Below are 26,248 nucleotides of genomic sequence, written 5' to 3' on the forward strand. Positions count from 1 at the left end.
CCCATGTCGGTGACCGAGTCGCTCATCGGGTCCGATGATGAGCTGGTTCTCGTCGGGCGGCTGACCACGGCCTCGAACGCGACCTTCCTGGCGACCATCGGCGGGACCGAGGTCGTCTACAAGCCGATCGCGGGGGAGCGGCCGCTGTGGGACTTCCCCGACGGACGGCTGGCGCACCGCGAGGTCGCCGCCTACGTCGTCTCCGAGGCCCTGGGCTGGTCCGTCGTGCCCGAGACCTGGCTGCGCGAGGGCCCGCACGGCCTCGGGATGGTGCAGCGCTGGGTCACCACCGACGAGAGCGTCGAGCCGGTGACGATCGTGCCCGAGGGCTCGGTGCCGCCGGGCTACCGGCACGTCTTCGACGGCTACGACGCGCTCGACCGGGCCGTCTCGCTCGCCCACGAGGACACACCGGCGCTGCGCAGGATGGCGGTCTTCGACGCGATCACCAACAACGCCGACCGCAAGGGCGGTCACGTGCTGCCGGTGGCCTCCGGCCACCGCTACGGCTGTGACCACGGACTGACCTTCCACGACGAGCCGAAGCTGCGCACCATCCTGTGGGGATGGCAGGGGCTGGGCTTCACCGAGGAGGAGCTCGCCGGTGTCCGGACGGTGCTCGAGGGGCTCTCCGGTCCGCTGGGGCGGGGGCTGGCTGCGTACCTCTCCGGGCGGGATCTCGAGGCGCTCGGTCTGCGCTGCGAAGAGCTCCTCGCCGAGGGGGCCTTCCCCGAGCCCGAGTACGACCGACATGTCATCCCGTGGCCGCCCTTCTGAGACACGTGGGTCGCGCCAAGTAGGCTGCACCCATGCGCGCATGGTCTGCACCCGAAGTCCCAGAACTGTCCGTCAAAGGGCCCGAGGTGCGCCTCTATGACCATCAGCGGGACGCGGTCGTCTCGACGCAGGGTCAGGGACGCCGTTCGCTGTACGTGTGTGGCATCACGCCCTACGACGCGACCCACATGGGCCACGCCAACACCTACGTCGCCTTCGACCTGCTCCACCGGGCGTGGCTGAACGCCGGCTACGAGGTCGGCTACACCCAGAACGTCACCGACGTCGACGACCCGCTGCTCGAGCGGGCCGACAAGGTCGGGATCGAGTGGGAAGCGCTCGCCGAGCGCGAGACCGAGCTCTTCCGCCAGGACATGGAGGCGCTGCGGGTCGTACCTCCGCAGAACTACATCGGCGCGGTCGAGTCGATCCCGTTGGTGATCTCGCTGATCGGCGAGCTCGAGGAGGCGGGCGCGATCTACAAGGTCGACGAGGACGTCTACGCCTCGGTGGCCGTCGACGACGCCTTCGGCGAGGAGTCGCGGATGTCTCGCGAGGAGATGCTCGCGCTCTTCGGTGAGCGCGGTGGCGACCCCGAACGGGCCGGCAAGAAGGACCCGCTCGACCCGCTGCTGTGGCGCGCCGAGCGTCCCGGCGAGCCGTCCTGGCCCTCGCCCTACGGCCCCGGTCGTCCCGGCTGGCACATCGAGTGCACCGCGATCGCCCTGGAGCACCTCGGTGCCGGGTTCACCGTCCAGGCCGGCGGCTCCGACCTGGTCTTCCCGCACCACGAGATGTCCGGCTCGCACGCCCGCTCCGCGGGCCAGCGGTTCGCCGAGATCTACACCCACGGCGGGATGGTGGCCTACGACGGCCACAAGATGTCCAAGTCGCGCGGCAACCTCGTCTTCGTCTCCGCCCTGCGCAACTCCGAGATCGACCCGATGGCGATCCGCCTGGTCCTCCTGGGCCACCACTACCGCGACGACTGGGAGTGGACCGACGCCAAGCTCTTCGACGCGGTCGACAAGATCGCCGAGTGGCGCAAGGCCGTCGCCCTCGGTCGCGGCGCCCCCGCGGCCCCGGTCGTCGAGACCGTCCTGGGCGCCCTCGCCGACAACCTCGACGCCCCGCGCGCCGTCCAGGCCGTCGACGCCTGGGTCGCCGCCACGCTCGGCGAGGGCGGTCTCGCCGAGACCTCCGACGCGCTCGCCGGCGAGACCATCTCGAAGCTTGTCGACGCGGCGCTGGGCATCAAGCTTTAATCGCGGGCCCCAGGGGTCACATCCGTCACACCGCTCAGGGTGTTCCTGCACTTCTCGGGTGTTGCATTGCCTGAGAAGTGCAGGAATACCCGGTTAACCGGGTATTCCAACCCGACCGCCTATGACTCGTCGGTGCGGCGCTTGAGGTAGCGCTCGAACTCCCGGGCGATCGCGTCGCCGGAGGCCTCGGGGAGGTCGGCGGTGTCGCGGGCCTCCTCCAGGGAACGTACGTAGTCGGAGACGTCCTCGTCCTCCTCGGCGAGGTCGTTGACGCCGCGCTCCCAGGCGCGGGCGTCCTCGGGGAGGTCGCCGAGCGGGATGGAGCACTGCAGCAGGTCCTCGAGCTTGTTGATGATCGCGAGGGTGGCCTTGGGGCAGGGCGGGGCGGCGACGTAGTGGGGGACCGCGGCCCAGTAGGAGACCGCGGGGATGTCGGACTGGACGCAGGCCTCCTGGATCACGCCGACGATGCCGGTTGGGCCCTCGTAGGACGGCGAGTCCAGCTTGAGCCGGTCGACGATGTCGGGCTCGGTCGCGGTGCCGGAGACGGGGATGGGGCGGGTGTGGGGTGCGTCGGCGAGGAGCGCGCCGAGGGTCACCACGAGCTGGCCGCCGAGGTCGTCGACGCACTCCAGGATCTCGCTGACGAACTGCTTCCAGCGCATGTTGGGCTCGATGCCGCGCACCAGGATGACGTCGCGGTCCAGGTCCGGCGGGGAGCAGACCGCGACCTGGGTGGTGGGCCAGGTGATCGTACGGAAGCCGTTCTCGTCCGTGCCGGTGACCGGCCGGTTGACCTGGTAGTCGTAGAAGTCCTCGGGGTCGATCTCGGCCACGACCCGCGCGCCCCAGACGTCCATCAGATGGTCAACGGTGCCGGAGGCGGCATCGGCCGCGTCGTTCCATCCCTCGAACGCGGCGATCACCACAGGATCGACCAGGTCGCGGGTCTCTTCGATCTCGATCACGTCTCCACCCTAGTCATGTGGACCAGCCCGACGGTGTCGTTCACCCGGCGTACACCTTATGAATTCCCACCTGGTGGACTGCCGGTGTCAGGATTCGGAATGAAATGGCATTGCCCACACACCTACGCCGTAGCGTGTTTCAGGCAAAGCCGAGCACACCAGTCTGACCCTGCCGGGAGAGGAAACAAGAGTGAGTCTGCGCCCTGATGTCACCGAGACCCTGACCGCCACCCTCAAGGAGCGGATCATGGTGCTCGACGGTGCGATGGGCACTGCGATCCAGCGTGACCGTCCCGACGAGGCGGGTTATCGCGGTGAGCGGTTCAAGGACTGGCACACCGACCTGATCGGCAACAACGATCTGCTCAACCTGACCCAGCCGCAGATCATCGAGGGGATCCACCGCGAATACCTCGAGGCCGGTGCCGACATCATCGAGACCAACACGTTCAACGCCAACGCGGTCTCGCTGATCGACTATGACATGGTCGACCTCGCCTACGAGATCAACTTCGAGGCCGCCCGCCTGGCCCGCGCGGCCGCGGACATCTACTCGACGCCCGAGAAGCCGCGCTACGTCGCCGGCGCGCTCGGCCCCACGTCGCGTACGGCCTCCATCAGCCCGGACGTGAACGACCCCGGTGCGCGCAACATCACCTACGAGCAGCTCCGCGACGCCTACGCCGAGGCGACCCGCGCGCTCCTCGAGGGCGGCTCGGACCTGATCTTCATCGAGACCATCTTCGACACGCTCAACGCCAAGGCGGCGATCTTCGGCGTCCAGCAGGTCTTCGAGGAGTACGGCCGCCGCTGGCCCGTCGTCATCTCCGGGACGATCACCGACGCCAGCGGCCGGACGCTGTCCGGGCAGGTCACGGAGGCGTTCTGGGATTCCGTACGCCACGCCGACCCGCTCCTCGTCGGCCTCAACTGCGCGCTCGGCGCGCAGGAGATGCGCCCCTACATCGCCGAGCTCTCCCGGGTCTCGGACGCATTCGTGTCCTGCTACCCCAACGCGGGGCTGCCGAACGCCTTCGGCGAGTACGACGAGGGTCCCTCCGACACGGCCGGCCACATCCACGAGTTCGCCACCGCCGGGTTCGTGAACCTGGTCGGCGGCTGCTGCGGCACCACGCCGGCCCACATCGCCGAGATCGCCAAGCAGGTCGAGGGGGTCGAGCCGCGCAACGTCCCGACCGTCGAGCCCGCGCTGCGGCTCTCCGGCCTGGAGCCGTTCACCGTGACCGAGGAGAGCCTCTTCGTCAACGTGGGGGAGCGGACCAACATCACCGGGTCCGCGAAGTTCCGCAACCTGATCAAGGCCGGCGACTACGACACCGCTCTCTCGGTGGCCGCGCAGCAGGTCGAGAACGGCGCCCAGGTCATCGATGTCAACATGGACGAGGGCATGATCGACGGGGTCGCCGCGATGACCCGGTTCCTGACCCTGATCGCCTCCGAGCCCGACATCAGCCGGGTCCCGATCATGATCGACTCCTCCAAGTGGGAGGTCATCGAGGCCGGTCTGAAGCTGGTCCAGGGCAAGCCGATCGTCAACTCGATCTCGCTCAAGGAGGGGGTCGAGTCCTTCGTCGAGCACGCCGAGCTGTGCAAACGATACGGTGCCGCCGCGGTCGTGATGGCCTTCGACGAGGACGGCCAGGCCGACTCCTACGAGCGCCGGATCGCGGTCTGCGAGCGGGCCTATCGCATCCTCGTCGACGAGGTCGGCTTCGACCCCGAGGACATCATCTTCGACCCCAACGTGTTCGCGGTGGCGACCGGGATCGAGGAGCACGCGACCTACGGCGTGGACTTCATCGAGGCCGTCCGCTGGATCAAGCAGAACCTCCCGGGGGCCAAGGTCTCCGGCGGCATCTCGAACGTGAGCTTCTCCTTCCGCGGCAACAACCCCGTGCGCGAGGCGATCCATGCGGTCTTCCTCTACCACGCGATCGAGGCGGGCCTGGACATGGGCATCGTCAACGCCGGCGCGCTGGTGCCCTACTCCGAGGTCGACCCCGAGCTGCGCGAACGGATCGAGGACGTTGTGCTCAACCGGCGAGCCGACGCCGCCGAGCGGCTGCTGGAGATCGCCTCGAAGTACAACAAGGACTCACCCGAGGCGGAGGCCAAGGCCGAGGCCTGGCGCGAGCTGCCGGTCGGCGAGCGGATCACGCACGCGCTGGTCAAGGGCCTGGACGCCTACGTCGAGGCCGACACCGAGGAGCTGCGCGCCGAGATCTCGGCTCGCGGCGGCCGCCCGATCGAGGTCATCGAGGGACCGCTGATGGACGGCATGAACGTCGTCGGTGACCTGTTCGGCGCCGGCAAGATGTTCCTGCCGCAGGTGGTCAAGAGCGCCCGGGTGATGAAGAAGGCGGTCGCCTACCTGATCCCGTTCATCGAGGCCGAGAAGCAGCCCGGCGACGCCGAGACCAAGAACGGCACCATCGTGATGGCCACGGTCAAGGGCGACGTCCACGACATCGGCAAGAACATCGTCGGCGTGGTGCTGCAGTGCAACAACTACGAGGTGATCGACCTCGGCGTGATGGTGCCGGCGCAGAAGATCCTCGACGCCGCCAAGGAGCACGACGCCGACATCATCGGCCTCTCCGGGCTGATCACGCCGTCGCTGGACGAGATGGTCGGCTTCGCCACCGAGATGCAGCGCGTCGGGCTCGACCTGCCGCTCCTCATCGGCGGTGCCACCACCTCGCGGGCCCACACCGCGGTCAAGATCGACAAGGCCTACGACGGCCCCGTCGTCTGGGTCAAGGACGCCTCCCGGTCGGTACCGACCGCGGCCGCCCTCCTCGACGCCGGCCGGCGCGAGAAGCTGATGGCCGAGGTCAAGGTCGACTACGACTCGCTGCGCGCGCGGCATGCCGAGCGGAGCGAGCGGGCGTCCCTGACGTACGCCCAGGCCAGGGCCAACAAGCCCGAGATCGACTTCGCGACCCTGCCGGCGACTCCGGCCCAGCCCGGCGTGCACACGCTCGCCGACTACTCCATCGCCGAGCTGCGCGACTACATCGACTGGCAGCCGTTCTTCAACGCCTGGGAGATGAAGGGGCGCTTCCCCGACATCCTCAACAACCCGGCCACCGGCGAGGCCGCGCGCAAGCTCTTCGAGGACGCGCAGCAGATGCTCGACACGATCATCGAGGAGAACTGGCTCGAGGCGCGTGGCGTCTACGGTCTCTTCCCGGCCAACTCGACCGGGGAGGACGTGGTCGTCTACACCGACGACTCCCGCACCGAGGAGCGGGCCACGCTGTTCCAGCTGCGCCAGCAGGGTCAGCACCGTGAGGGCGTCGCCAACAAGTCGATGGCCGACTTCGTCGCCCCGGTGGGTGCGGGCGCGGATCACGTCGGGGCCTTCGCGGTGACCGCCGGTATCGGGCTTCCCGAGCGGGTCAAGGCGTTCAAGGACGACCTCGACGACTACTCCGCGATCATGCTGGAGGCCCTCGCCGACCGCCTCGCCGAGGCGTTCGCGGAGCGGCTCCACCAGCGTGTACGCACCGAGTTCTGGGGCTACGCCGCCGACGAGGGCGGCGACGGCAATCTGCCCAACGAGGACCTGATCGCGGAGAAGTACTCCGGCATCCGCCCCGCTCCGGGTTACCCGGCCTGTCCCGACCACACCGAGAAGAAGACCATCTGGTCGCTCCTCGACGTCGAGAAGAACACCGGCATCGAGCTCACCGAGTCGATGGCGATGTGGCCCGGCGCGTCGGTCTCCGGCCTCTACTACGCCCACCCCGACTCGCAGTACTTCGTCGTCGGCCGTCTCGGCCAGGACCAGGTCGCCGACTACGCCCGCCGCAAGGGCTGGACGATGGCCGAGGCCGAGCGCTGGCTCTCGCCGAACCTGGGCTACGACCCGGAGGACTGACCGTCGGAGCCAGGCGAACGAAAATTCATTCGGCGATATGGAGGCGAATGAACTTTCATTCGGGCGCTACGGGTGAATGAACTTTCATTCGGGCTCCGCGAGTGAACGAACTTTCACTCGGCCCAGATGTGTGAACGAACTTTCATTCGCCCCTGTGTGACGAATGAAAGTTCGTTCGCCCTGGTGAGCGCACTGTTCGATCGGGTCCCATGGGAGCGAATGAAACTTCCTTCGACCTCGTCGGGTGAATGAAGTTCACTCGGCCGCGACGCGCGAACGAAGATTCATTCGCTCCCATGGGACGAACGAAGATTCGTTCACCCGAGGGATGGCACCGCTCGATCTGTGGCATCATGGAGCGGTCGGCGGGCTGTCGACAGGGCTGTCGACAGGGCTGTCGACAGGGCTGCCGTCGAGCCAGGACGGGGGAACCCGGCCGACGCTGGCGACGTTCCAGAAGGCCGTACGCCGCGTCAGGATGGTGACCAGGTGGTAGCCGTCCGGGTGGCGGATGAGCACGCCCGCCACCGGGCCGCGGTCGGGATCCAGCGCGAGCGGGATCACGTAGGCCCAGGTCTCGGTGGCGGGATACCAGTAGACGCCCACGGTCGAGTCGTCCCAGGAGCCGAGCGCGGCGTTGGCCCGCGCGACGGCGGGCCGGAGCCGGGCCAGGAGCTCCTGAGGCTCCATGCCGGCACGGTCGGCGTGGTCGTAGGCGATGTGGAGCCCGCCGACCGACGTGATCCGAGCGCCACGGTCGAAGGCCGGCGGCACCCAGCTCTCCAGCGCCGTGCGGCAGCGCTGACAGTCGTCGTCGCGGCTCCAGTCCTCGAACTCGACGTCGTCGACCGCCAGATCCTCGCCGCGGCTGGTGACGAGGACCAGCCGCAGCCCGTCGTGGTCGCGCAGGGGCAGCGGGTTGTGCTCGAGCCCGTCACGGAAGTGCAGCAGCGCCGAAGCCTCGTTGACCCCGACCCGGTGGACGACCGCGCTGCGCAGTCCCTGCAGCTGCGCCTTCGGCGACTCCTGGCGGAGCAGTGCCGGATCGACCAGGTCGGCGAGCCACTCGACCAGGTCGGCGGTGAGCAGCCGCTCGGCCTCAGCCGGCAGCACGAGCGAGGAGGTCGATGCGCATGCGGGACACCGTAGCCGCCTGACACCGGCTCGCCCGCCTCGACGCGGCTAGGCTCGAGCCGTGCGACACGACGAGCGGTGGGCCAAGGAGCGGTTCGCGGACGCCCGGGTGGCGCGGCTGGCGACGGTCTCGGCCGACGGCGCACCGCGGATCGTGCCGATCGTGTTCGCCCTGGCAGGTGCGGAGATCCTCACCGCCGTCGACCACAAGCCCAAGTCGACCACCCGGCTGAGTCGGCTGGAGGACATCGGCGCGAACCCGGCGGTGTCGCTCCTGGTCGACGCCTACGACGACGACTGGTCGCAGCTGTGGTGGGCCCGTGCCGACGGCGTCGCGCGGGTGCACGCGACGTACGACCTCGATCCGCTGGTCGCGAAATACGACGACTACCGCGAGCGACCTCCGGGCGGGCCGGTGATCGTCATCGAGGTGACGCGGTGGTCGGGCTGGTCGGCGACCTGAGCCCGAAGAGTCAGCGGGACTGGCGCCGGAAGGGGCGCAGAATCTCCCCGCTGGGGGACGCACCGCGAGACCGCATCGCCGGGGGCAGCGGCGGGGGCATCTGGGGAGGCATCCCCGGCGCGGCCCCGGCCCACGGCGTGCGTACGTCCAGGACGGTGGCCCACTGCGACGCGGTCGGGCGGAGCCCGGGAGGACCGGCCGCCTGGTCCATCAACCGGGTGAGCGGGCCGACCAGGATGCCGGCCTGGCCGGCGAAGGTCAGGTCGGGGCGTATCCCCGGGGCGGCGTTGCGGTCGCCGGTGAGGACGCGGGCGATGGTCAGGGCCAGCTTGAAGCGGTCGCTGTCGGCGGTCGGCGGGCAGCCGACGTTGCTGGGGTCCTCCCAGCCGCGCGTGTCGGCGGGCGGCAGCACGCCGTCCTCGCCGGCCGGCCGGATCCCGTCGCAGTCGAGCAGCATCACCCGGGGTACGGGGGAGACCGACCAGGCGATGTTGCGCGGCGAGAGGTCACCGAGGACGAGGCCCTGACGGTGCAGCGCGTCCATCACCGCGGCCAGGGCTCGCATCAGCAGCACCCGCTCGTAGACACCGGGACTCGCGACGTCGCCGGCGTCCACCAGCAACCCGAGCTCCGCCAGCGACGTCGTCGGACCGAACCCGGCCAGGAACGGCTCGTGCACGCGCTGCATCAGGAAGCCCGCCGTGCGCAGGCCGTCGAGCACGACGGTGTGCGGCCAGGCCGCGAAGTGGTCCACCAGCAGACCTTCGCTCTCGATGAACCCGCGAATGCGCACCAGCTCCGCGAGGGCACGGCCGTCGACGAGGCCCAGCTCGCGGGTGCGGTAGAGCTTCGCGACCGTCCCGGGGTGGTCGGCCAGCTCGATGATGCGGCCCTGTGAGCCCTCGGCGATATGGCGTCCAAGACTCAGGTCGCTGAGCTGGATTTCGTTCACGGAACCTCCGGCACCAGTCGTGGGTAGGCAGATCGTACGTGGCTGAGCGATCCGGTGCCGAGTCGACGGCTCAACTGGTGGCACCGTTCTGATGACAAGATGGGCGCCGGAACTCACCAAGGAGAGCGTGTGACACGACCGGACGGGCGGCTTCAGCTCGCGGCCTGGGCGGAGAAGAACATCGCCCGGCTCGCCGACGACGCGTGCGCGCAGGTCGCCGACCGGATCGCGACCTACTACCGCGACCGGGAGAGCGGGCTGGTCTCGCTCGACGAGCTGCGGCAGTCCTTCGCCCACAACCTCCGCTCCGTGGTCGCCGCGATCGGTGACCCGCACGCCGAGCTCGACCTGGACGCCTCGGACCGCACCGGCAGACGCCGGGCGAAGCAGGGGGTGCCGCTGCCGGAGGTGCTGCGGGCGTACCGGATCTGCTTCGCCGCGCTCTGGGAGGCACTGGTCGAGCATGTTCAGCAGACCCGGCAGCCGGCGCTGACCGATGCCCTGATCGCCACCGCGGGTGTCATCTGGCGCTTCACCGACGAGCACGCCGTCGTGCTGACCGAGGCCTACCGGGCGGCCACGGCCGAGCTCATGCTGGCCGAGCAGCGACGGCGATCCGCGGTCGTCGAGGCCGTACTGACCGGGCGGCCGGGCCCCGAGTCGGGCCCCTGGGAGGCCGCGGCCCTGCTCGGCTTCCCTGCCGACGCGCTGCTGATCGTGGTCGCCGCCGAGACCCACGGGCTCGCCAAGGAGAGCCTGGCCAACGTCGAGCAGCGGCTCGCCGAGAAGGGGTTCGTCTCCGGGTGGCGGCTGACCCCGGCCCAGCAGCTCGGCATCGTCTCCTTCCCCGCCGAGCGCGAGGAGGAGGTCCTGGAGACCCTGCGCGGCTTCGCCGACGCCCGCACCGGGGTGAGCCCGCCCTACGCCTCGCTGCCCGAGACCCCACGCGCGCTCCGGCTGGCCCGGGCCGCGCTGGCCGGGCTGGAGCCGGGCACGGCCGGGCTGCGTACGTTCGACCACAGCCCGCTCGCGGCCCTTGTCGTCTACGAGCCCGCCGAGCGACGCCGGCTCGCCGAGAACGTGCTCGGCGAGGTGCTGCGCCAGCCGGCCGAGGATCGCGACCTGCTGCTGGAGACGCTCGACATGTACCTGGAGCAGTCCGGGTCCGCCGAGCGCGCAGCCACGCTGCTCTACTGCCACCCCAACACCGTGCGCAACCGGCTGCGCCGGATCCAGGAGCTGACCGGGCGGTCCCTGACCGAGCCGATGGACGTCGCCGAGCTGGCCGCTGCCGCCTACGCGCTCCGGGTGGCCTCGGCCACCGAGCTGTGGGCGCCCAACGCGCGGAAGCGGCCAGGCGTCAGCCCACAGCGATCCCGGCCACCAGGTTGATCGTGCTCGCCAGCACCACCGCACCGAAGACGTACGAGAGCAGAGTGTGCCTCAGCACGACGGCACGGATCACGGAGCTGGTCACCGCGGTGTCGGAGACCTGGTAGGTCATCCCGAGGTTGTAGCTGAAGTAGAAGAAGTCGCGGTAGGCCGGTGCCTCGTCGGCGTTGAAGTCGATGCCGCCGGCGGTGCCGGAGTAGTAGAGGTGCGCGTAGCGCGCGGCGTACATCAGGTGCAGGCTCGCCCAGGCCAGGAAGACGCCGACCAGGGCGATCGCGGCGGCGACGCGGCCCTGGGCCGAGTCGCCGACGACCAGGAGCATCACGATCCCGAGCAGCCCGCACAGCGAGATGGCGACCACGACGAGCTCCTCGGCCGCCGGCCGGAAGTCCTCGCGCTGGGTGTTGGCGCGGGTCGCGTCCGCATCCAGCGACCACAGCGAGACCCAGCCGGAGGCGACGAACACCCCATGGGTGACGGCGACACCGAGGAGGGTGCCGATCTGCGCGTCGAGGAGGAGTACGCCGACCGCGGCTGCCACCGCCCCGGCCAGCAGCGAGCCGGCCAGCCGCACCCCGGCGGCCGAGGGAAGACGCGTCTGGGAGCTCGTCCGACTCACGCCTGCAGGCTACCTGTCGTCGTCGCCCGCCACAGTGACCGGTGTGGAGGCTGACACGGAGTGGCGCGAGCCGCGACGTGGACGGCGGGTGCGGCGTACCGTGGTGTCCACCAGGACGGCAGCGAGAACGAGAAGAGGACAGGTGCCCCTCACCCACATCGAGGAGTCGGCCACCCGCCAGGAGGGCGGGGTCGAGTTCGGCGGCGGGCGGTTGGCCCACGCGCCGGGCGAGGCGACCGTGGCCGACGCCATGGTCCACCGGCCCAAGCTGCTCCCGCCGACCGCGACCGCTCGCGATGCACGCACACTCCTCCTCGACGACCACGTCCACGCCGTGCTGGTCTGCGACGGGGAGCGGCTGCTGACCGTCATCGAACGGCAGGATCTCGCCGAGGCAGGCGACGACGAGCCGGCGACGGCGCTCGGGACGCTGTCGGGAAGGACCGTCGGCCCGGGCGCGGACCTGTGGTCGACCTGGACCTGGATGAGGGGTGCCGATGTCCGTCGGCTGGCGGTGGTCGAGGACGGTCGCTGTGTCGGCCTGCTCTGCCTGAAGCGCAGCGGCCGAGGATTCTGCTGCGACGCCGGCGTCTGGGCGCGGGCGCAGGAGCTGTCCGGCAGAGGCTGCGTCCCCCGGTCGTGACGGAGCCCGCCGCGAGCCGCAATGAGAGCGCGCTGACGCTGATCATCGCGTTCAGCGCGAATCTCCTCATCGCCGTCGCCAAGACCGTGGCGGCCGCGCTGACCGGCTCGGCCTCGATGGCCGCCGAGGCGGCGCACTCCTGGGCAGACACCGGCAACGAGGTCTTCCTCCTCGTCGGCGCGCACCGCGCCGAGGTCGAGCCGGACGAGCAGCATCCGCTGGGGTACGGGCGGGTTGGCGTACGTCTGGTCGATGTTCGCCGCGTTCGGGCTCTTCACCGTCGGGGCCGCGGTCTCGGTCTGGCACGGCATCCAGTCGCTCGGCGAGACGGGGGAGGAGGCCGTCGACTACCGCTGGGCCTACGCCGTGCTGGCGATCTCGCTGGTCCTGGAAGGCACCTCGTTCCTGCAGGCCTGGCGCGAGACCCGCGCCGGCGCCCGGGCCCGGCGGGTGCACCCGCTGCGCTACGTACGCCTGACGTCGAACCCCATGCTGCGCGCCGTCTTCGCCGAGGACCTCGCCGCGATCATCGGCATCCTCATCGCCACAGCCGGCGTTGGCCTGCACCAGCTCACCGGCGACCCGGTCTGGGACGCGCTCGGCTCGATCCTCGTCGGCATCCTGCTGGGCGTGGTCGCGCTCTTCCTGATCAGCCGCAACATGGACTTCCTCACCGGCGAGGAGATCACCCCGCTGGCGCGCAACCGGGTGCTGCGGGGGCTGCGGGACCATCCGGACGTGCAGAGCGTGAGCTATCTGCGCACCGAGTGGGTCGGCGCCGACCTGATCTACCTGGTCGCCGCGATCGATCTGGTCGGAGACGCTCCCGAGTCGCAGGTCGCGACGCGCCTGTCCGCCATCGCCGACGCGCTCGAGGAACGTCCCGAGATCCAGCGGGCGGTGCTGACGCTGAGCCGCCCGGGGGACTCCACCGACCTGCGACCCGACGAGCTGCCGGACTGGTATCGCCAGGAGACGGAGGACGGTTCCTTGGGTGGCCGGACAACCGGCGCTATCGCCCCGAACACGGAACGCCCGCAGGGCTGACCCGGCGGCCGTCGTTCTGGATATCGTCGGCTCATCGCCGCTGCTGAAGCCGCGACCCGTGACCCGAGAAGGCAGGAGACCCAGGTGACGCCGCAGGACCGGGCACAGGACGTGCTGGCACCACCCGCGAAGGCGGCCATCTTCCTCACCGTGACCATCCGTCCCGGGAAGGAGCGAGAGGCCCGCGACGCGCTCGCCGACGTCGCCGGGATCACCCGGGCGATCGGCTTCCGCATCCCGGAGGCGGCACTCAGCTGTGTGGTCGGCATCGGCGCGGAGGCCTGGGACCGGCTCTACGCCGCACCGCGTCCCGACGGACTGCACCCGTTCCGCCCGCTCGCGGGCGAGAAGCATGTCGCCGTCTCCACGCCGGGAGACCTGCTGTTCCACCTGCGCGCCGGCAGGCCCGACCTGTGCTTCGAGCTCGGCCGCCAGCTGATGGTGCGCCTCGAGGGGCTGGTCGACGCCGTCGACGAGGTCCACGGCTTCCGCTACTGGGACGAGCGCGACCTGCTGGGCTTCGTCGACGGCACCGAGAGCCCGACCCTGGCCGCCGAGTCCGGCCTGGCCGCGCTGGTCGGCTTCGACGGAGCCGACCCCGACGAGACGTACGTCGGGGCCAGCTATGTCATCGTCCAGAAATACCTCCACGACCTCGATGCCTGGGAGAGGCTCTCGGTCGAGGAACAGGAGCTGGTCGTCGGCCGCAGGAAGCTGAGCGACATCGAGCTGCCGGACTCGGTCAAACCCGACGACTCCCACGTCGCGCTCAACACCATCACCGACCCGGACGGCACCGAGCGCGCGATCGTGCGCGACAACATGCCGTTCGGTGCTGTCGGGACCGGCGAGTTCGGGACGTACTTCATCGGCTACGCCGCCGACCCCGGCGTGACCGAGGAGATGCTGCGCAACATGTTCCTGGGGCGTACGCCCGGCCGGCACGACCGGATCCTCGACTTCTCCACGGCCGTCACCGGATGTCTCTTCTTCGTCCCGCCGGCTGCCTTCCTCGAGGACCCGGACCCGTTCCTCGCCCGCACCCCGGGCCTGAGTGGATGACGACCTCGGCTTCGCCGGCGGCGGGCAGCGACCGCGTCCTCGTCGCGGCGGCCCTGGTGGCGGCGGGCTGGGGCGCCAACCAGTTCACGCCGCTGTCGGTGGTCTACCGGCTCGAGGCGGGCTGGTCGACGATGGCCGTGGTCCTGGTGTTCACCACCTACCTGGCTGGCCTGGTCCCGGCGCTGCTCCTCGGCTGCCGGGCCGCCGACCGGTTCGGCCATCGCCGGGTCATACGTCTCGCCCTGGCCGTCACCACCGCTGGCAGCCTCCTCCTCGTACTGGCCGAGACGTCCCACGCAGCGGTCTTCGTGAGCCGCCTGGTGACCGGGATCGCGGCCGGGCTGATCGTCTCCGCCGGTGCCGCCTGGCTGCGCGCGCTCTCGCCCGGCGACGACCGCGGCGCCCGCTTCGCGGTGTACGCGACCGGCGCCGGCTTCGCCTGCGGCCCGCTGGTCGCCGGCACCCTGGCCGCGTGGCTCCCGGCGCCCTCGGTGGTGCCGTGCCTGGTCCACGGCGGCTTCGCGCTGCTCGTGCTCGCGCTCACCGCGCGCATCCCGGAGATGTGCGCGATCCCCGGGCCGCCGCCCGCGGCGCCGCCCCGCGACCGCTGGTCGGCCATCACCCATCCGCGCTTCGTCGGGATCGTGCTGCCGGCCAGCCCGGCGATCTTCGCGGCGGTGACGGTCTCCTACGTCGTCCTGCCGCCGTTCGTGCTCGACCGCGTCCGTGGCCACGCCCCGCTGTTCAGTGGCCTGGTCGCGGCGGTCACGCTGCTGGTCGGGCTGGCGGTTCAGCCGCTGGCGGCCCGGATCGACCGGCCCGGAAGCGCCCGCGCGACCCTGGTCGCGATGGCCACCGTCGTCGTCGGGCTGCTGCTCGGTGCCCTCGCGATCGAGGAGGTCTCGCCGCTCCTGGTGCTGGCCGCGGCGGTCTTCCTCGGTGCCGGCTACGGCCTGACCCTGGAGTCCGGGCTGGCCGAGATCGGCCGGCTGGCCCCTCCCGGCGCGCTGCCGACGGTGTCGGCGCTGTTCCAGGGGGTGGCCCACAGCGGCTTCCTGGCCCCGCTGCTGCTGGCGGTCATGGCCAGGTCCGCGTCCTATCCTGAACTCCTGGGCGGCCTTGCCCTGATCGGCTCCGTCCTGCTCATCTGGGCAGCCGTGCACGCGGCCCGGCACGCCCACCACGAACCCTTCCGACCCGACCCCACACCACAGGAGCTGACATGGGACGAGTGACAGTTGGACGACCCGTGCTGCGGGTCCGCGACGGCGTCATCTCGCGGCGGCCGGACAAGCTGGCCGCCGAGGAGCCGATGGAGATCAGGGTCAACGGCCGGCCCCTGACCGTCACGATGCGCACTCCGGGTGGCGACTTCGACCTGGCCGTCGGGTTCCTGGTCAGCGAGGGCGTCGTGCACTCCGCCGACGACATCGCCGGCGTCCGCTACTGCGCCGGCGCCACCGCCGACGGCGGCAACACCTACAACGTGGTCGACGTCGGCCTGGCCGCGCACGTCCCACCGCCCGACGCCTCGCTGGAGCGCAGCTTCTACACGACCTCCTCGTGCGGACTGTGTGGCAAGGCGTCCCTCGAGGCGGTGCGTACGTCCTCGGCCTGGTCGGTCGCCGAGGACACCCTGCGGGTCACCCCCGAGCTCCTCGCCCTCCTGCCGGAGCGGCTGCGGGAGGCGCAGCGCGTCTTCGACAGCACCGGCGGCCTGCACGCCGCCGGGCTCTTCGGCGCCGAGGGCACCCTGCTCTGCGTACGCGAGGACGTCGGCCGCCACAACGCCGTCGACAAGGTCATCGGGCACGCGCTGCGCGAGGGGCTGGTGCCGCTGCGCAACAGCATGCTGATGGTCAGCGGCCGGGCCTCCTTCGAGCTCGTCCAGAAGGCCGTGATGGCCGGCATCCCGCTGCTCGCCGCGGTCTCGGCCCCCTCCTCGCTCGCCGTCGACCTGGCCGACGACAACGGCCTCACCCTGGTCGGCTTCCTGCGCGGTGCCTCGATGAACATCTACTCCGGCACCGACCGCATCGAGCCCGTCCCCGTCGGCTGAGCGACGGGAACGGGCTTGCGAGGGGGTCAGCTGCTCGGGATGACCCGGACCTTGACGTTCTTCATCAGCGGCTGGTCGCTCTGGACGCTGTAGTCGGCGGCCCCGATCAGCACGTTCATCTCCGGCATGTAGCCCGCGGCGCTGCCGCGCGGCAGGTCGTAGCGCAGCGCGCGGTAGCCACGGAGCTCGCGGACGCTGCCGTCCTTGGAGGTGGCGACGATGTCGACCAACGAGCCCTCGGCGATCCCGCGCGAGCGCATGTCGTCCTCGTGCATCAGGATCAACGTACGCAGGTTCTTGATGCCCCGGTAGCGGTCGTCGTCGGAGTAGATCGTGGTGTTCCACTGGTCGTGGGAGCGCATCGTCTGGAGCACGAGCACGTCGTCGTCGGCCGGGATCACGTCGGGCAGCGGTGTCGCGGCGAACTCCGCGAGGCCCGTCGGCGTGTTGAAGACCAGCTCACGGGCAGGCTGCTTGAGCCGGAAGCCCAGCGGGAGCCGGACCCGGCGGTTGAAGTCCTCGAAGCCGATCAGGGCCTTGGCCATCACGTCGCGGATCCGGTCGTAGTCCTCGACCCATGACTCCCACGGGGTGGCGCTGTCGGGAAGCGTCGCCCGCGCCATCCCGGCGATGATCGCGGGCTCGGAGAGCAGGTGGGGCGAGGCGGGCCGCTTCATCCCGCGGGAGAGGTGGACCATGCTCATCGAGTCCTCGACCGAGGTCTCCTGCAGGCCGCCGGCCTGGTGGTCCTTCTCGGTGCGGCCCAGGCAGGGGAGGATCAGGGCCGTGCGGCCGTGGACCAGGTGGCTGCGGTTGAGCTTGGTGCTGACCTGGACGGTGAGGTCGCAGTTGCGCAGGCCGCTGGCGGTGTAGGGCGTGTCGGGGGCGGCCATGACGAAGTTGCCGCCCATGCCGACGAACACCTTGACCCGGCCCTCGTTCATGGCCCTGATGACGCCGACCGTGTCCAGCCCGTGCTCGCGCGGGGGAGTGATGCCGCAGACCTCGCCGAGCCGGTCGAGGAACTCGTCGGTCGGCTTGTGGTCGATGCCGCAGGTGCGGTTGCCCTGGACGTTGCTGTGGCCGCGTACGGGCGAAGGACCGGCGCCCTCGCGGCCGAGGTTGCCGCGCAGGAGGAGGACGTTGACGATCTCGCGCACGGTGTCGACGCCGTGCTCGTGCTGGGTGACGCCGAGGCACCAGCTGATCAACGTACGGTCGGAGGCGGAGTAGACCGCCGCGGCCTTGCGGATGTCGGCCTCGCTGAGCCCGGCTTGGCGGGTGAGGTCGTCCCAGGAGGTCGACTCGACCAGATCTCGGTATGCCGAGAAGCCCGAGGTGTAGCGCTCGATGAACTCGACGTCGAGGGCCTTCGGATCCGTGCGGTGCTCCTCGAGCAGCGCCTTGGCCATCCCGCGCAGCAGCGCGAGGTCCCCGCCCGGGCGGACCTGCAGGTTGAGGGTGCTGGTGCGGGTCGCCTTGAAGAGCGCCATGTCGACGAACTCGTGCGGGATGATCGCCTTGCGGGCGCCCGCCTCGACCAGCGGGTTGATGTGCACGATCTGGGCGCCGCGGTCGTACGCCTCGGTCAGCGCGGTGAGCATCCGGGGCGCGTTGGAGGCCGCGTTGACGCCGAGGATGAAGAGCGCCTCGGCGGTCTCCCAGTCCTTGAGGTCCGCGGTGCCCTTGCCGGTGCCGAGGGATGCCTTGAGCGCTCGGCCTGAGGCCTCGTGACACATGTTGGAGCAGTCGGGCAGGTTGTTGGTGCCGAACTCGCGGGCCCACAGCTGGTAGAGGAACGTCGCCTCGTTGCCGAGCCGGCCGGAGGTGTAGAACGCCGCCTCGTCGGGGGAGTCAAGAGCCTGCAGCGCCGAGCCGACCAGCGCGAACGCGTCGCTCCACGAGATCGGCACATAGCGGTCGCTCGCCTCGTCGTAGACCATCGGCTCGGTGAGCCGGCCCTGGTCCTCGAGCTCGTAGTCGGACCAGCTCTCCAGCTCGGTGACCGTGTGGGCGGCGAAGAAGTCGCGGTCCACACGCTTGCCCGTCATCTCCCAGACGACGTGCTTCATCCCGTTCTCGCACAGGTCGAGCTTGAGACCCTTCAGGTCGTCGGGCCAGGCGCAGCCCGGACAGTCGAAGCCGTCGTTCTCGTGGTTCATCTTGAACATCGCCCGGGTCCCCGAGGCGATCGCGTGCTCGCGGGAGAGCACCTTCATGACGGAGGTCGCCGCGCCCCAGCCGGCTGCTGGATGGTGGTAGTCGCGCTGCTCCCACTCACCTGTGGGGGCAGGGCCTTGGCCGGAGGTCTCCTGGTCGACCATCTCGCGCTCCTGTGCATGTCGTGACCGCGGGCGCGCCGGGCGGCCTCGCCTCGTTGTCGACGTTAACCCCGCCGGGCCGCCGTCGCGAGCGGCGACAGGCCCGGCGACGGGATCGTGTCGGCGCCGACAGCCCGGGTGGTGGTCGGCGACAATCCACGCCTCCCCGGGGCTCGAATTGAGTACGCCGGCTCAGGCGTCGCCCCTCGGCCCGCGGCCAGACTGCTGTCATGTCCCTGCTGCGCCACCACCTGCTCGCTCCCGCCACCTCGTGCTTCCTGGGTGTGCTGAGCCTGGCCACGGTCCTCTGCTTCCACTTTCCCGAGCTGCTGACCAGCCGCGAGTTCCGCGCGATCTACACCGAGGACTTCGCCCGTACGCTCCTGCTGATCGGCCTGGCCACCGCCTTCTTCGCCGGGACGGTCGCGGTGCTGCGCGACCAGCACAAGCGGCTGGCGTTCACCGGTGTCGGCACCGCGACCGTCGCCGTGCTCCTCGGCGGCACCGAGGTCCCGTTCGACGGGCCCGTGAAGGACACGCCCTTCTCGCTCGGCCTGGACTGGTTCGTGCTCGCGCTGTTCTTCTCCGCGCTGGTCTTCATCCCGCTCGAGCACGCCTTCGCCCGCCGCCCGGTGCCGGTCTTCCGGCCGGGCTGGCGCACCGACGCGTGCTACTTCTTCATGAGCCACGTCCTCGTCCAGCTCATCCTCATCCTGGTCACCACCTCGACCTCGCTGGTGGTTTCGACGGTGAAGGTCCCCGGCGTCCAAGGATGGATCCAGGAGCTGCCGTTCGTGGTGGCCTTCCTGCTCGCGGTCTTCCTCGCCGACCTCGCCCAGGCGGTGCTGCACCGCTGCTACCACCGGATCATGGTGCTGTGGCGCTTCCACGCGGTCCACCATTCCAGCCCCGAGCTCGACTGGCTGGCCGGCTCGCGCGTCCACTTCGTCGAGACCGTGCTGACCCGCAGCATCGTCCTGCTGCCGCTGCTGTTCCTCGGCTTCTCGACCTCGGTCGTCAACGCGTACGCCGTGCTGGTCGGCATCCAGGCGGTCGTCGCCCACGCCAACATCGGCGTCCGGTTCGGCGTCCTCGAGTATCTGGTGGTGCTGCCGCGCTACCACCACTGGCACCACGCCCGGCACCTCGACTACTGGGACCGCAACTACGCGATCCACCTGCCGGTGATCGACATGCTGATGGGCTCCTTCAAGCTGCCCCGTGACGGCAGCTGGCCCGAGGAGTACGGCGTCCTCAAGCGCGAGACCGTCCCGGTCGGGATCCTCGCCCAGCACGTCGCCCCGTTCCGCGGCCACCGGACCTACGACGAGTACGTCCACTGAGGCTGACGCGCGCGAACCGCCCGCAGACCGCCCGCGGACGGAGCAGAGCGCTCCGTCCGCGGGCGGACTCGGGTTCAGCGGCAGCTGACGGTGCCACCGCTGAGGTGAGCGGTCCTCGGGTAGAGGCAGATGTCACGCTCGACCCTCGTCCCGTCGGCGGCCACCGAGGTCGCGGCCAGGGTCTCCGGGGCGTCGTCCTTCTCGACCCACCTGACCAGAGCGCCCAGCGGGTCCGTCGGCGCCGGGCCGGTCCCGGCCTGGCAGTGCGAGGCGCCGGGAGCGACGAAGACGCGGTAGAAGTCGTCGATGTCGCCGAAGCGGTGTGCGACCTTCTCGCGGTAGCTCAGGGTGCCCCGCAGCGGGACGAGCTGGTCGTCGCCACCGTGCCAGGTCAGCAGCTTGGCGCCGGCGCGGCGAAGGCCCGACAGATCGGGGTCGTCGCTGCCGATGACCTGGTGGTACTCGTCGACCGACTGCGCGAACAGCCTCTCGTAGTCGGCGTAGGTGATGGTCGAGACGTCGAAGGAGGGGTCCTTCTCGAGCAGGTTCTGCACCCAGGACGACGCCACCGGGAACGGTGCCGGGCCGGCGAGGTAGCCGAGATCGGCGGTGGGGGTCAGCCCGAACCACAGCCGCTTGCCGTCGGAGGTCCGAGGACCGTCCCAGATCTTCTCGATCACGGCCGCGTCCCGCGCCGAGATGGTCAGCTCCTCGCCGTCGCACAGCACCTTCTCGCCGATCAGCGACGCCGGGTCGAAGTCGCAGGCGATGGGGTTGCCGACGATCCCGTCGACGGCCCCATCGTCGCCGTCGCAGGCGGCCCTGGCAGCGGTGGTGAACGCATTGAGCTCACAGGGCGCGAGGTGGTCGTCCTCCGCGTTCATCACGACGTACGGCCACAGGTCACCGATCGCGAAGCGGTCCCAGGAGATCGCCGGAGCGTCGGCGAGGATGCCGTCGAAGTCGCCCGGGTGCCGCTGGGCCTCCATGTAGCCCTGGCGCCCGCCGGTCGAGCAGCCGTTCCAGTACGCGTGGTGCGCCGCGCGGCCGTAGTGGTCCTTCGTGATCGCCTTGCCGAGGACGGCCAGCTCGTGCGGCCCGCGCTCGGCGAAGTTCTTCAGCACCGTCGTGTTGACCTGGCCGTCCTCGGTGAGGGCCCAGTCGGCGGTGAAGCCGGTGGTCGGGGTCGCGCCGGCGTCGGTCGTGCCCACGGCGTACCCGGCCTTGACGGCGTTCGGCAGGCTCGGACCGAAGTCGCCGCCGAGGTAGCCGCTGCCGCCGAGCGCCTGGAACCGGCCGTTCCAGCCGGTCGCGGGGAGCCAGACCTGGATCAGCTCCCGGTCGCCGGCCGACCCGTGGGTGAGGGTCACGTCCACCTGACAGTAGGCCGGGACGTCGGTGACGGGCGGGGGCGGCTCGGAGGCTCCGGGCTGGGCCGGGTAGGTCAGGGTGCCGCCCGGTTTCGCGGTGGCGCTGACCGACACGATCCGTGCATCCGCCGGGGGCATCAGGCTCGGTCTCTCACAGCCGTCGGTGCTCCGGGACATCGCGCTGTCGGACACGGCCGGGGATGTCTGGGCAGCGGCGGGGTGCACGGCCGTCAGGGCGGCGGCCAGGGGCAGCCCGGCGGCTACCAGCAGCAGTCTCTTCATCATCTCTCCTCGTGATGGGCCCGCTCGGTTCGGGCACATGAGGAGACTCGCGGAACAGGCGCCCGGCCGGCGCCAGGGTGATGCCCTGGGGTGCACCCTGGCCCGGGCCACCCTGGCCCGGGCCAGCTCACTGGTCGCGCAGCGCCGTGGCCAGCGCCCGCCTCGAGGTGATGCCGAGCTTGGTGAAGATCTTGCGCAGGTGCCACTCGACCGTACGCGGGCTGAGGAACAGCACCGCGCCGATCTCCGGATTCGTACGTCCCGCGGCGGCCAGCCGCGCGATCTGGGCCTCCTGCGCGGTGAGGTCGACCTCGGCCCCACGCGTACGTGTCCGGGCCACACCGCCCGTCGCGGCGAGCTCCCGGGCCGCTCGTTCGGCGAACGCCTCGGCGCCGATGCCCGCGAAGAGCTCGTGTGCCGCCTGGAGCTGCTGACGCCCCTCGTTGCGACGGTTCTGCCGCCGCAGCCACTCGCCCAGGAGGAGCTGTGCCCGAGCCGCGTGCAGCGTCATGCCGGCCGCGGTGAGCTCGTCGATCGCCGTACGGTAGTGCTTCTCGGCCTCGCCGGAGGTGTCGGTCAGCGCGTCGGCGTAGGCCGAGGTGCCGCGTGCCCAGGGGGTGTCGACGACGGAGGTGCGCGCGACGAGCCGGTCGCGCGCCGCCGACGCGACGTCATCGGCACCGCTGCGCGCCGCCGCCTCGACGAGCTCCGCCAGCGCCCACTGCGTCACCGCGAGGTCCTCGAACGCGACGGCTTCCTGCGCCGCCGTGAGCGCTTCGGCGTAGCGACCGAGGCCGTTGCACAGCACCGCCCGGCAGTACGCCGCCACCCCGAGGTTCCAGCCGACCCCCGACGCTCGCGCGTAGCCGACGCAGGCGTCGATGGCGGCCGTCGCCTCCTCCTCGCGACCGCGGTAGGCAGCCAGGATCACCGCACTGGCAGGGTGAGGAGAGACGCCCACGGTGGCGCCGAGAGCGTCGGCCTCGGCGAGGATCGTGGCGGCCTCCGCGAAGCGGCCGGCGTGGACGAGGGCCGTGGCGCGGAAGCTCAACGTGGCTCCGAGCAACGAGAGCCGGCCGCTGGCACGGGCATAGCCCAGCAGGTCCGCGGAGCGATCGAAGTAGGCCCCGGCGTCCCAGATCTCGTGGGTCACCGCGCTGGACAGCCAGGCCAGCTCGAGATCGTTCTCGGTGCCGATGTCCTCGACGACGCCGGTGAGCAACGACACGGCGGCGGCGTGACCGTCGAGCACCCAGGTGCTCAGCCCGGTCAGGAGGCGCCCGGTCACGTCCTCGCCGCGCGGGGCCTCCCGGCCCGCGAGGGCGGTCCGGCGCAGGTCGTCGCCTCCCAGCCGGCCCGCGTTGATCGCGGCGGCGATCGCCGCGACGTACGTCTCGCGGGAGAGTCCGGCGTCGAGCTGCTCGAGCCGACCCGCCGCCTCGAGCAGCGGTGGCACCACGGACCGCCCGGTGTTGAGCGCGAACGCCAGCCGGGCGCGCAGACGCTGCACCTGGGCGAGCTGAGCGAGGTCGAGAGGGCCGATCTCGGCGGTGTCGAGCAGCTGCGCGGCCTCGGCGATCGCACCGGCCGCGAACCGTGCCTCGGCCGCGGCCAGGGCTCGCCCGGCCCGTCTCGCCGGGTCGGTGGTGAGCTCGACCGCCCGCTCCAGGAACGCCGCTGCGGCGGCTCGTCCGCCACGGGCCAGCGCCCGGTCGGCGGACTCCTCCAGCTCGGCGGCCACGGTCTCGTCGGGGCCGATCGCCGCGTGCGCGCGGTGCCAGGCTCGGCGGTCGGGGTCCTGGGCGGGATCGGTCACCTCCGCGAGCGCGTGGTGGACCGCCCGGAGGGCGGCGGGCCCGGCCGAGCGCCGGCTGGCGGAGCGGACCAGCGGGTGGCGGAACCGGACGCGGGTGCCGATCGAGATCAGGTCGGCGGCCTCGGCGGGCGCGGCGGCGTCCAGGTCGAGCCCGAGCCGCTCGGCCGCACGCCACAGCAGGGTGACGTCGCCGACCGGCTCGACCGCCGCGGTGAGCAGCAGCCTCCGGGTCGGCTCGGGAAGCTCGGCGATGCGCCGCTGGAAGCCCTGCTCGACGCGGCTGGCCAGCGGCTTGGCGCTCTGGCCGTCGAAGCCGAACGCCAGCTCCGCGGGGGTGAGCCCGCGGGGCAGCTCGAGCAGCGCGAGCGGGTTGCCGCGGGTCTCCGCGACGATCTGGTCACGGACCCGGGCGTCGACCGGTCCAGGCAGCGCGGACTCGAGCAGGAGCCGGGCATCGGCGTCGGCCAGGCCCCCGATCCGCAGCTCCGGAAGGTCGGGCAGCAGCTGTTCGTCGTCAGGACTGCGGACGCCGAAGACGAGTGCGACCGACTCCGCATCGAGTCGGCGAGCGACGAAGGTGAGGATCACCTCGGACATCCGGTCGAGCCACTGGGCGTCGTCCACGACGCACACCAGCGGCTGGTCGGTCGCGGCCTCGGCGAGCAGCCCGAGCACCGCGAGCCCGACCACGAGCGCTTCCGGCGGGTCGCCGGCGCTGAGCCCGAACGCGGTGGAGAGCGCCTGGCGCTGGGGCTCGGCGAGCCGGTCGAGATGGTCCAGCAGGGGAGCGCAGACCTGCTGCAGGCCGGCGTAGGCGATCTCCGACTCGGGCTCGACGCCCGCCGCGCGGATCACCCGGCCCGCGCCGGGCCGCTCGGCGAGATAGTCCAGCAGCGCCGTCTTGCCGGTGCCTGCCTCACCCCGCAGGACGAGCACGCGGCTCTCTCCGGCCCGCACCCCGCGGATCAGCCGATCCAGGGTCTCCTGCTCGGCCTGCCGCCCCGTGAGGGCGGGCATCCCCATCTTCAATCGACACCTCGAGTCGGTCATCACCAGTGGAGCGCCTTCATTCTCCCGGGTCGCCCAGGGAGTCGACCAGTGGGTCTCCCTGGCGCCAGGCCCGTGAGTCCCGGGCGAAAGTCGTCATCACCGAGCAACACCCACCCAGAACCACAAGGAGAACTGACATGGCGAGCTACACCGGCACCGTGACCGCGACCGGCGAGGGACGCAACGGCGGCCACCTCGCGTCCCCCGACGGCCTCATCGACCTGGGCCTGGCCATCCCGAAGGAGCTCGGCGGCGCCGGCGGCGCCACCAACCCCGAGCAGCTCTTCGCCGCCGGCTGGTCGGCCTGCTTCATGGGCGCGTTCCGCCGGGCGGCCGCCGAGGAGCGGATCCGGTTCGACAGCATCGAGGTGACCGCGAACGTCACCCTCAACCACGCCGAGACGACCGACCCCACCGAGGAGTTCTTCCTCAGCGCCGAGCTCGAGATCGTCGTCGGCGGCCTCGACGAGGAGACCATCGGCACGCTGGCCAAGCGCGCCCACCAGATCTGCCCCTACTCCAAGGCGATCACCGGCAATGTCGACGTGGACTTCTTCGCCCGCGCCGCGTGAGGCCGAGCGGCGGCCCGAGGCGAGCGACGTGCTCGCCCGGGCCGCCGAGGCACTCATGCGCGATGCGTACGCGGCCCTGGGCTGGTTCGAGGGCCCGAACCCCTTCCACTGACCACATCCCCGACCTGAGCGACCCGGACCTGAGACGAAAGACGAGATGACCATGATGGACCGCAGGACCTTTGCCAAGGCGGTGGGCCTGGCCGCGACGACGACAGCCGGGCTGGCGGCGACGACAGCCGGCCCCGCGGCGGCGGAGGGAGCGTACGCCCGGGCCGCTCGCCCCGGACGAGCGAGCGCGTCGTTCGACGACGTCCTCCAGATCGACGCCGGCGAGCTCGACGTGGGGTACGTCGACCTCGGGCCGCGCGACGGCCGGCCGGTGATCCTGCTGCACGGCTGGCCCTACGACATCCACAGCTACGCCGAGGTCGCGCCGATCCTGGCTCGCCAGGGCTATCGAGCCTTGGTGCCGTACTTCCGCGGCTTCGGCTCGACGACCTTCCGCTCGCCCGACACCTTCCGTAACGCGCAGCAGTCCCGGATCGCCCTCGACGTCACGGAGTTCATGGACGCGCTGGGGATCGACCGGGCGGTGATCGCGGGCTACGACTGGGGCTCGCGGACCGGCGACATCATCGCCGCGATCTGGCCCCACCGGGTCAAGGCGCTGGTGTCGGTGACCGGCTACCTGATCACCAACCGCGAGGCCCAGCGCACCCCGATCGCGGCGGCATCGGAGTGGGCCTGGTGGTACCAGTACTACTTCTCCACCGAGCGCGGCGCGAAGGGCCTCGCCGACCCGAAGATCGGCACCGACCTCGCCAGGCTCGTGTGGCGGTTCAACTCCCCGACCTGGTCGTTCGACGAGGCCACCTTCGCCCGCACGGCCGCGGCGTTCAGCAACCCCGACTACGTGGACATCGTGCTCCACAACTACCGCTGGCGCCTCGGCCTGGCCGACGGCGCGCGCCGCTACGACGCCCTGGAGCGCAAGCTCGCCGCGGCGCCACCGATCGCGGTCCCGACGATCACCATCGACCCGGCTGCCGATCCCTTCACACCGGCCGGCGACGGAGCGGGCTACCGCGCTCACTTCACCGGCCCGTACGAGCACCGCACCTTCGCCGGCATCGGGCACAACGTGCCCCAGGAGGCCCCGGCCGACTTCGCCCGCGCGGTCCTCGACGCGGACAGGCTGTGAGGTCG

General features: G+C 71.0%; 21 protein-coding genes and 1 pseudogene. 15 read left to right on the forward strand and 7 right to left on the reverse strand.

Annotated features, from left to right (window positions below; translation table 11 throughout):
• Positions 1 to 3: 3 nt before the first annotated feature.
• Complete coding sequence (locus tag UG56_RS08560) at positions 4 to 777, forward strand: SCO1664 family protein (RefSeq protein WP_045548059.1); 774 nt, start codon at positions 4 to 6, stop codon at positions 775 to 777.
• 32 nt (positions 778 to 809) lie between these two features.
• A complete protein-coding gene (gene mshC / locus UG56_RS08565; protein ID WP_071326962.1) occupies positions 810 to 2,042 on the forward strand; it encodes a cysteine--1-D-myo-inosityl 2-amino-2-deoxy-alpha-D-glucopyranoside ligase in 1,233 nt (410 codons plus the stop codon).
• 119 nt (positions 2,043 to 2,161) lie between these two features.
• On the opposite strand, the gene UG56_RS08570 is transcribed toward mshC, so the two are convergent.
• Positions 2,162 to 3,010 (reverse strand): PAC2 family protein, encoded by an 849-nt coding sequence (locus UG56_RS08570; RefSeq protein WP_045551398.1) that lies wholly within the window; start codon positions 3,008 to 3,010, stop codon positions 2,162 to 2,164.
• A 190-nt stretch (positions 3,011 to 3,200) separates the two neighbouring features.
• Here UG56_RS08570 and metH point away from each other — a divergent pair, with 190 nt between their 5' ends.
• The gene (metH, locus tag UG56_RS08575) at positions 3,201 to 6,914 is read left to right on the forward strand and encodes a methionine synthase (protein ID WP_084100740.1); all 3,714 of its coding nucleotides are present in this window, start codon (positions 3,201 to 3,203) and stop codon (positions 6,912 to 6,914) included.
• A gap of 351 nt (positions 6,915 to 7,265) precedes the next feature.
• Here the strand turns inward: metH and UG56_RS08580 are convergent, their stop codons facing one another.
• Positions 7,266 to 8,027: a hypothetical protein gene (locus UG56_RS08580; protein WP_045551400.1), complete on the reverse strand. Its 762-nt coding sequence runs from the start codon at positions 8,025 to 8,027 to the stop codon at positions 7,266 to 7,268.
• An 82-nt stretch (positions 8,028 to 8,109) separates the two neighbouring features.
• On the opposite strand from UG56_RS08580, the gene UG56_RS08585 reads away from it, so the two are divergent.
• Positions 8,110 to 8,511, forward strand: a complete 402-nt coding sequence (locus tag UG56_RS08585; protein WP_045551401.1) for a TIGR03668 family PPOX class F420-dependent oxidoreductase — start codon at positions 8,110 to 8,112, stop codon at positions 8,509 to 8,511.
• Positions 8,512 to 8,521: 10 nt separating this feature from the next.
• Here the strand turns inward: UG56_RS08585 and UG56_RS08590 are convergent, their stop codons facing one another.
• Complete coding sequence (locus UG56_RS08590; protein WP_045551402.1) at positions 8,522 to 9,463, reverse strand: hypothetical protein; 942 nt, start codon at positions 9,461 to 9,463, stop codon at positions 8,522 to 8,524.
• 129 nt (positions 9,464 to 9,592) lie between these two features.
• Between UG56_RS08590 and UG56_RS08595 the strand changes: the two genes are divergently transcribed.
• Complete coding sequence (locus UG56_RS08595) at positions 9,593 to 10,855, forward strand: PucR family transcriptional regulator (protein WP_071326963.1); 1,263 nt, start codon at positions 9,593 to 9,595, stop codon at positions 10,853 to 10,855.
• On the opposite strand, the gene UG56_RS08600 is transcribed toward UG56_RS08595, so the two are convergent.
• On the reverse strand, positions 10,824 to 11,474 hold the full coding sequence (locus UG56_RS08600; protein ID WP_045551928.1) for a DUF1345 domain-containing protein: 651 nt from the start codon (positions 11,472 to 11,474) through the stop codon (positions 10,824 to 10,826). The two genes, UG56_RS08595 and UG56_RS08600, sit on opposite strands and share 32 nt — an antisense overlap.
• A gap of 142 nt (positions 11,475 to 11,616) precedes the next feature.
• On the opposite strand from UG56_RS08600, the gene UG56_RS08605 reads away from it, so the two are divergent.
• From UG56_RS08605 to fdhD, 6 genes and pseudogenes are all read left to right on the forward strand, one after another.
• Positions 11,617 to 12,117 carry a CBS domain-containing protein gene (locus UG56_RS08605; protein WP_052694241.1) on the forward strand — a complete coding sequence of 167 codons (501 nt, stop codon included), beginning with the start codon at positions 11,617 to 11,619 and terminating at the stop codon, positions 12,115 to 12,117.
• An 86-nt stretch (positions 12,118 to 12,203) separates the two neighbouring features.
• A pseudogene (locus tag UG56_RS28815) lies at positions 12,204 to 12,254 on the forward strand (hypothetical protein); the annotation flags it as partial.
• A 115-nt stretch (positions 12,255 to 12,369) separates the two neighbouring features.
• Positions 12,370 to 13,164: a cation diffusion facilitator family transporter gene (locus tag UG56_RS08610; protein ID WP_256206515.1), complete on the forward strand. Its 795-nt coding sequence runs from the start codon at positions 12,370 to 12,372 to the stop codon at positions 13,162 to 13,164.
• An 84-nt stretch (positions 13,165 to 13,248) separates the two neighbouring features.
• Positions 13,249 to 14,226, forward strand: coding sequence for a Dyp-type peroxidase (locus UG56_RS08615; RefSeq protein WP_045551927.1), 978 nt, complete (start codon positions 13,249 to 13,251; stop codon positions 14,224 to 14,226).
• Positions 14,223 to 15,461 carry an MFS transporter gene (locus UG56_RS08620; protein WP_071326964.1) on the forward strand — a complete coding sequence of 413 codons (1,239 nt, stop codon included), beginning with the start codon at positions 14,223 to 14,225 and terminating at the stop codon, positions 15,459 to 15,461. Before UG56_RS08615 ends, UG56_RS08620 begins: the two co-directional genes overlap by 4 nt.
• Complete coding sequence (fdhD, locus tag UG56_RS08625; RefSeq protein WP_045551588.1) at positions 15,449 to 16,285, forward strand: formate dehydrogenase accessory sulfurtransferase FdhD; 837 nt, start codon at positions 15,449 to 15,451, stop codon at positions 16,283 to 16,285. Before UG56_RS08620 ends, fdhD begins: the two co-directional genes overlap by 13 nt.
• A gap of 26 nt (positions 16,286 to 16,311) precedes the next feature.
• On the opposite strand, the gene UG56_RS08630 is transcribed toward fdhD, so the two are convergent.
• Positions 16,312 to 18,609 (reverse strand): FdhF/YdeP family oxidoreductase, encoded by a 2,298-nt coding sequence (locus UG56_RS08630; RefSeq protein WP_045551587.1) that lies wholly within the window; start codon positions 18,607 to 18,609, stop codon positions 16,312 to 16,314.
• A 227-nt stretch (positions 18,610 to 18,836) separates the two neighbouring features.
• Between UG56_RS08630 and UG56_RS08635 the strand changes: the two genes are divergently transcribed.
• Positions 18,837 to 19,949, forward strand: coding sequence for a sterol desaturase family protein (locus tag UG56_RS08635; RefSeq protein WP_045551586.1), 1,113 nt, complete (start codon positions 18,837 to 18,839; stop codon positions 19,947 to 19,949).
• Between the two features lie 74 nt (positions 19,950 to 20,023).
• Here UG56_RS08635 and UG56_RS08640 read toward each other — a convergent pair whose 3' ends face one another.
• Complete coding sequence (locus tag UG56_RS08640; protein WP_045551590.1) at positions 20,024 to 21,601, reverse strand: tannase/feruloyl esterase family alpha/beta hydrolase; 1,578 nt, start codon at positions 21,599 to 21,601, stop codon at positions 20,024 to 20,026.
• A 127-nt stretch (positions 21,602 to 21,728) separates the two neighbouring features.
• Positions 21,729 to 24,434 carry a helix-turn-helix transcriptional regulator gene (locus UG56_RS08645; protein WP_071326984.1) on the reverse strand — a complete coding sequence of 902 codons (2,706 nt, stop codon included), beginning with the start codon at positions 24,432 to 24,434 and terminating at the stop codon, positions 21,729 to 21,731.
• A gap of 170 nt (positions 24,435 to 24,604) precedes the next feature.
• Between UG56_RS08645 and UG56_RS08650 the strand changes: the two genes are divergently transcribed.
• The 3 genes from UG56_RS08650 to UG56_RS08655 are packed head-to-tail and all read left to right on the forward strand — an operon-like array spanning position 24,605 to position 26,243.
• Complete coding sequence (locus tag UG56_RS08650) at positions 24,605 to 25,039, forward strand: Ohr family peroxiredoxin (protein WP_045552206.1); 435 nt, start codon at positions 24,605 to 24,607, stop codon at positions 25,037 to 25,039.
• On the forward strand, positions 25,005 to 25,151 hold the full coding sequence (locus UG56_RS28290) for a hypothetical protein (protein ID WP_177191443.1): 147 nt from the start codon (positions 25,005 to 25,007) through the stop codon (positions 25,149 to 25,151). Before UG56_RS08650 ends, UG56_RS28290 begins: the two co-directional genes overlap by 35 nt.
• A gap of 54 nt (positions 25,152 to 25,205) precedes the next feature.
• On the forward strand, positions 25,206 to 26,243 hold the full coding sequence (locus tag UG56_RS08655; RefSeq protein WP_218145168.1) for an alpha/beta fold hydrolase: 1,038 nt from the start codon (positions 25,206 to 25,208) through the stop codon (positions 26,241 to 26,243).
• The last annotated feature ends 5 nt before the right edge of the window (positions 26,244 to 26,248 follow it).

It is taken from the genome of Nocardioides luteus (genome assembly GCF_000960475.2).
Lineage (GTDB): Bacteria > Actinomycetota > Actinomycetes > Propionibacteriales > Nocardioidaceae > Nocardioides > Nocardioides luteus_A.

Excerpts from the sequence above, each read along its gene's own strand:
- UG56_RS08560 (WP_045548059.1), top strand. The coding sequence starts at position 4 with ATGTCGGTGACCGAGTCGCTCATCGGGTCCGATGATGAGCTGGTTCTC.
- mshC (WP_071326962.1), top strand. The coding sequence starts at position 810 with ATGCGCGCATGGTCTGCACCCGAAGTCCCAGAACTGTCCGTCAAAGGG.
- UG56_RS08610 (WP_256206515.1), top strand. The coding sequence starts at position 12,370 with ATGTTCGCCGCGTTCGGGCTCTTCACCGTCGGGGCCGCGGTCTCGGTC.
- UG56_RS08620 (WP_071326964.1), top strand. The coding sequence starts at position 14,223 with ATGACGACCTCGGCTTCGCCGGCGGCGGGCAGCGACCGCGTCCTCGTC.
- fdhD (WP_045551588.1), top strand. The coding sequence starts at position 15,449 with ATGGGACGAGTGACAGTTGGACGACCCGTGCTGCGGGTCCGCGACGGC.
- UG56_RS08630 (WP_045551587.1), bottom strand. The coding sequence starts at position 18,609 with ATGGTCGACCAGGAGACCTCCGGCCAAGGCCCTGCCCCCACAGGTGAG.
- UG56_RS08635 (WP_045551586.1), top strand. The coding sequence starts at position 18,837 with ATGTCCCTGCTGCGCCACCACCTGCTCGCTCCCGCCACCTCGTGCTTC.
- UG56_RS08640 (WP_045551590.1), bottom strand. The coding sequence starts at position 21,601 with ATGAAGAGACTGCTGCTGGTAGCCGCCGGGCTGCCCCTGGCCGCCGCC.
- UG56_RS08645 (WP_071326984.1), bottom strand. The coding sequence starts at position 24,434 with ATGCCCGCCCTCACGGGGCGGCAGGCCGAGCAGGAGACCCTGGATCGG.
- UG56_RS08650 (WP_045552206.1), top strand. The coding sequence starts at position 24,605 with ATGGCGAGCTACACCGGCACCGTGACCGCGACCGGCGAGGGACGCAAC.
- UG56_RS28290 (WP_177191443.1), top strand. The coding sequence starts at position 25,005 with ATGTCGACGTGGACTTCTTCGCCCGCGCCGCGTGAGGCCGAGCGGCGG.
- UG56_RS08655 (WP_218145168.1), top strand. The coding sequence starts at position 25,206 with ATGGACCGCAGGACCTTTGCCAAGGCGGTGGGCCTGGCCGCGACGACG.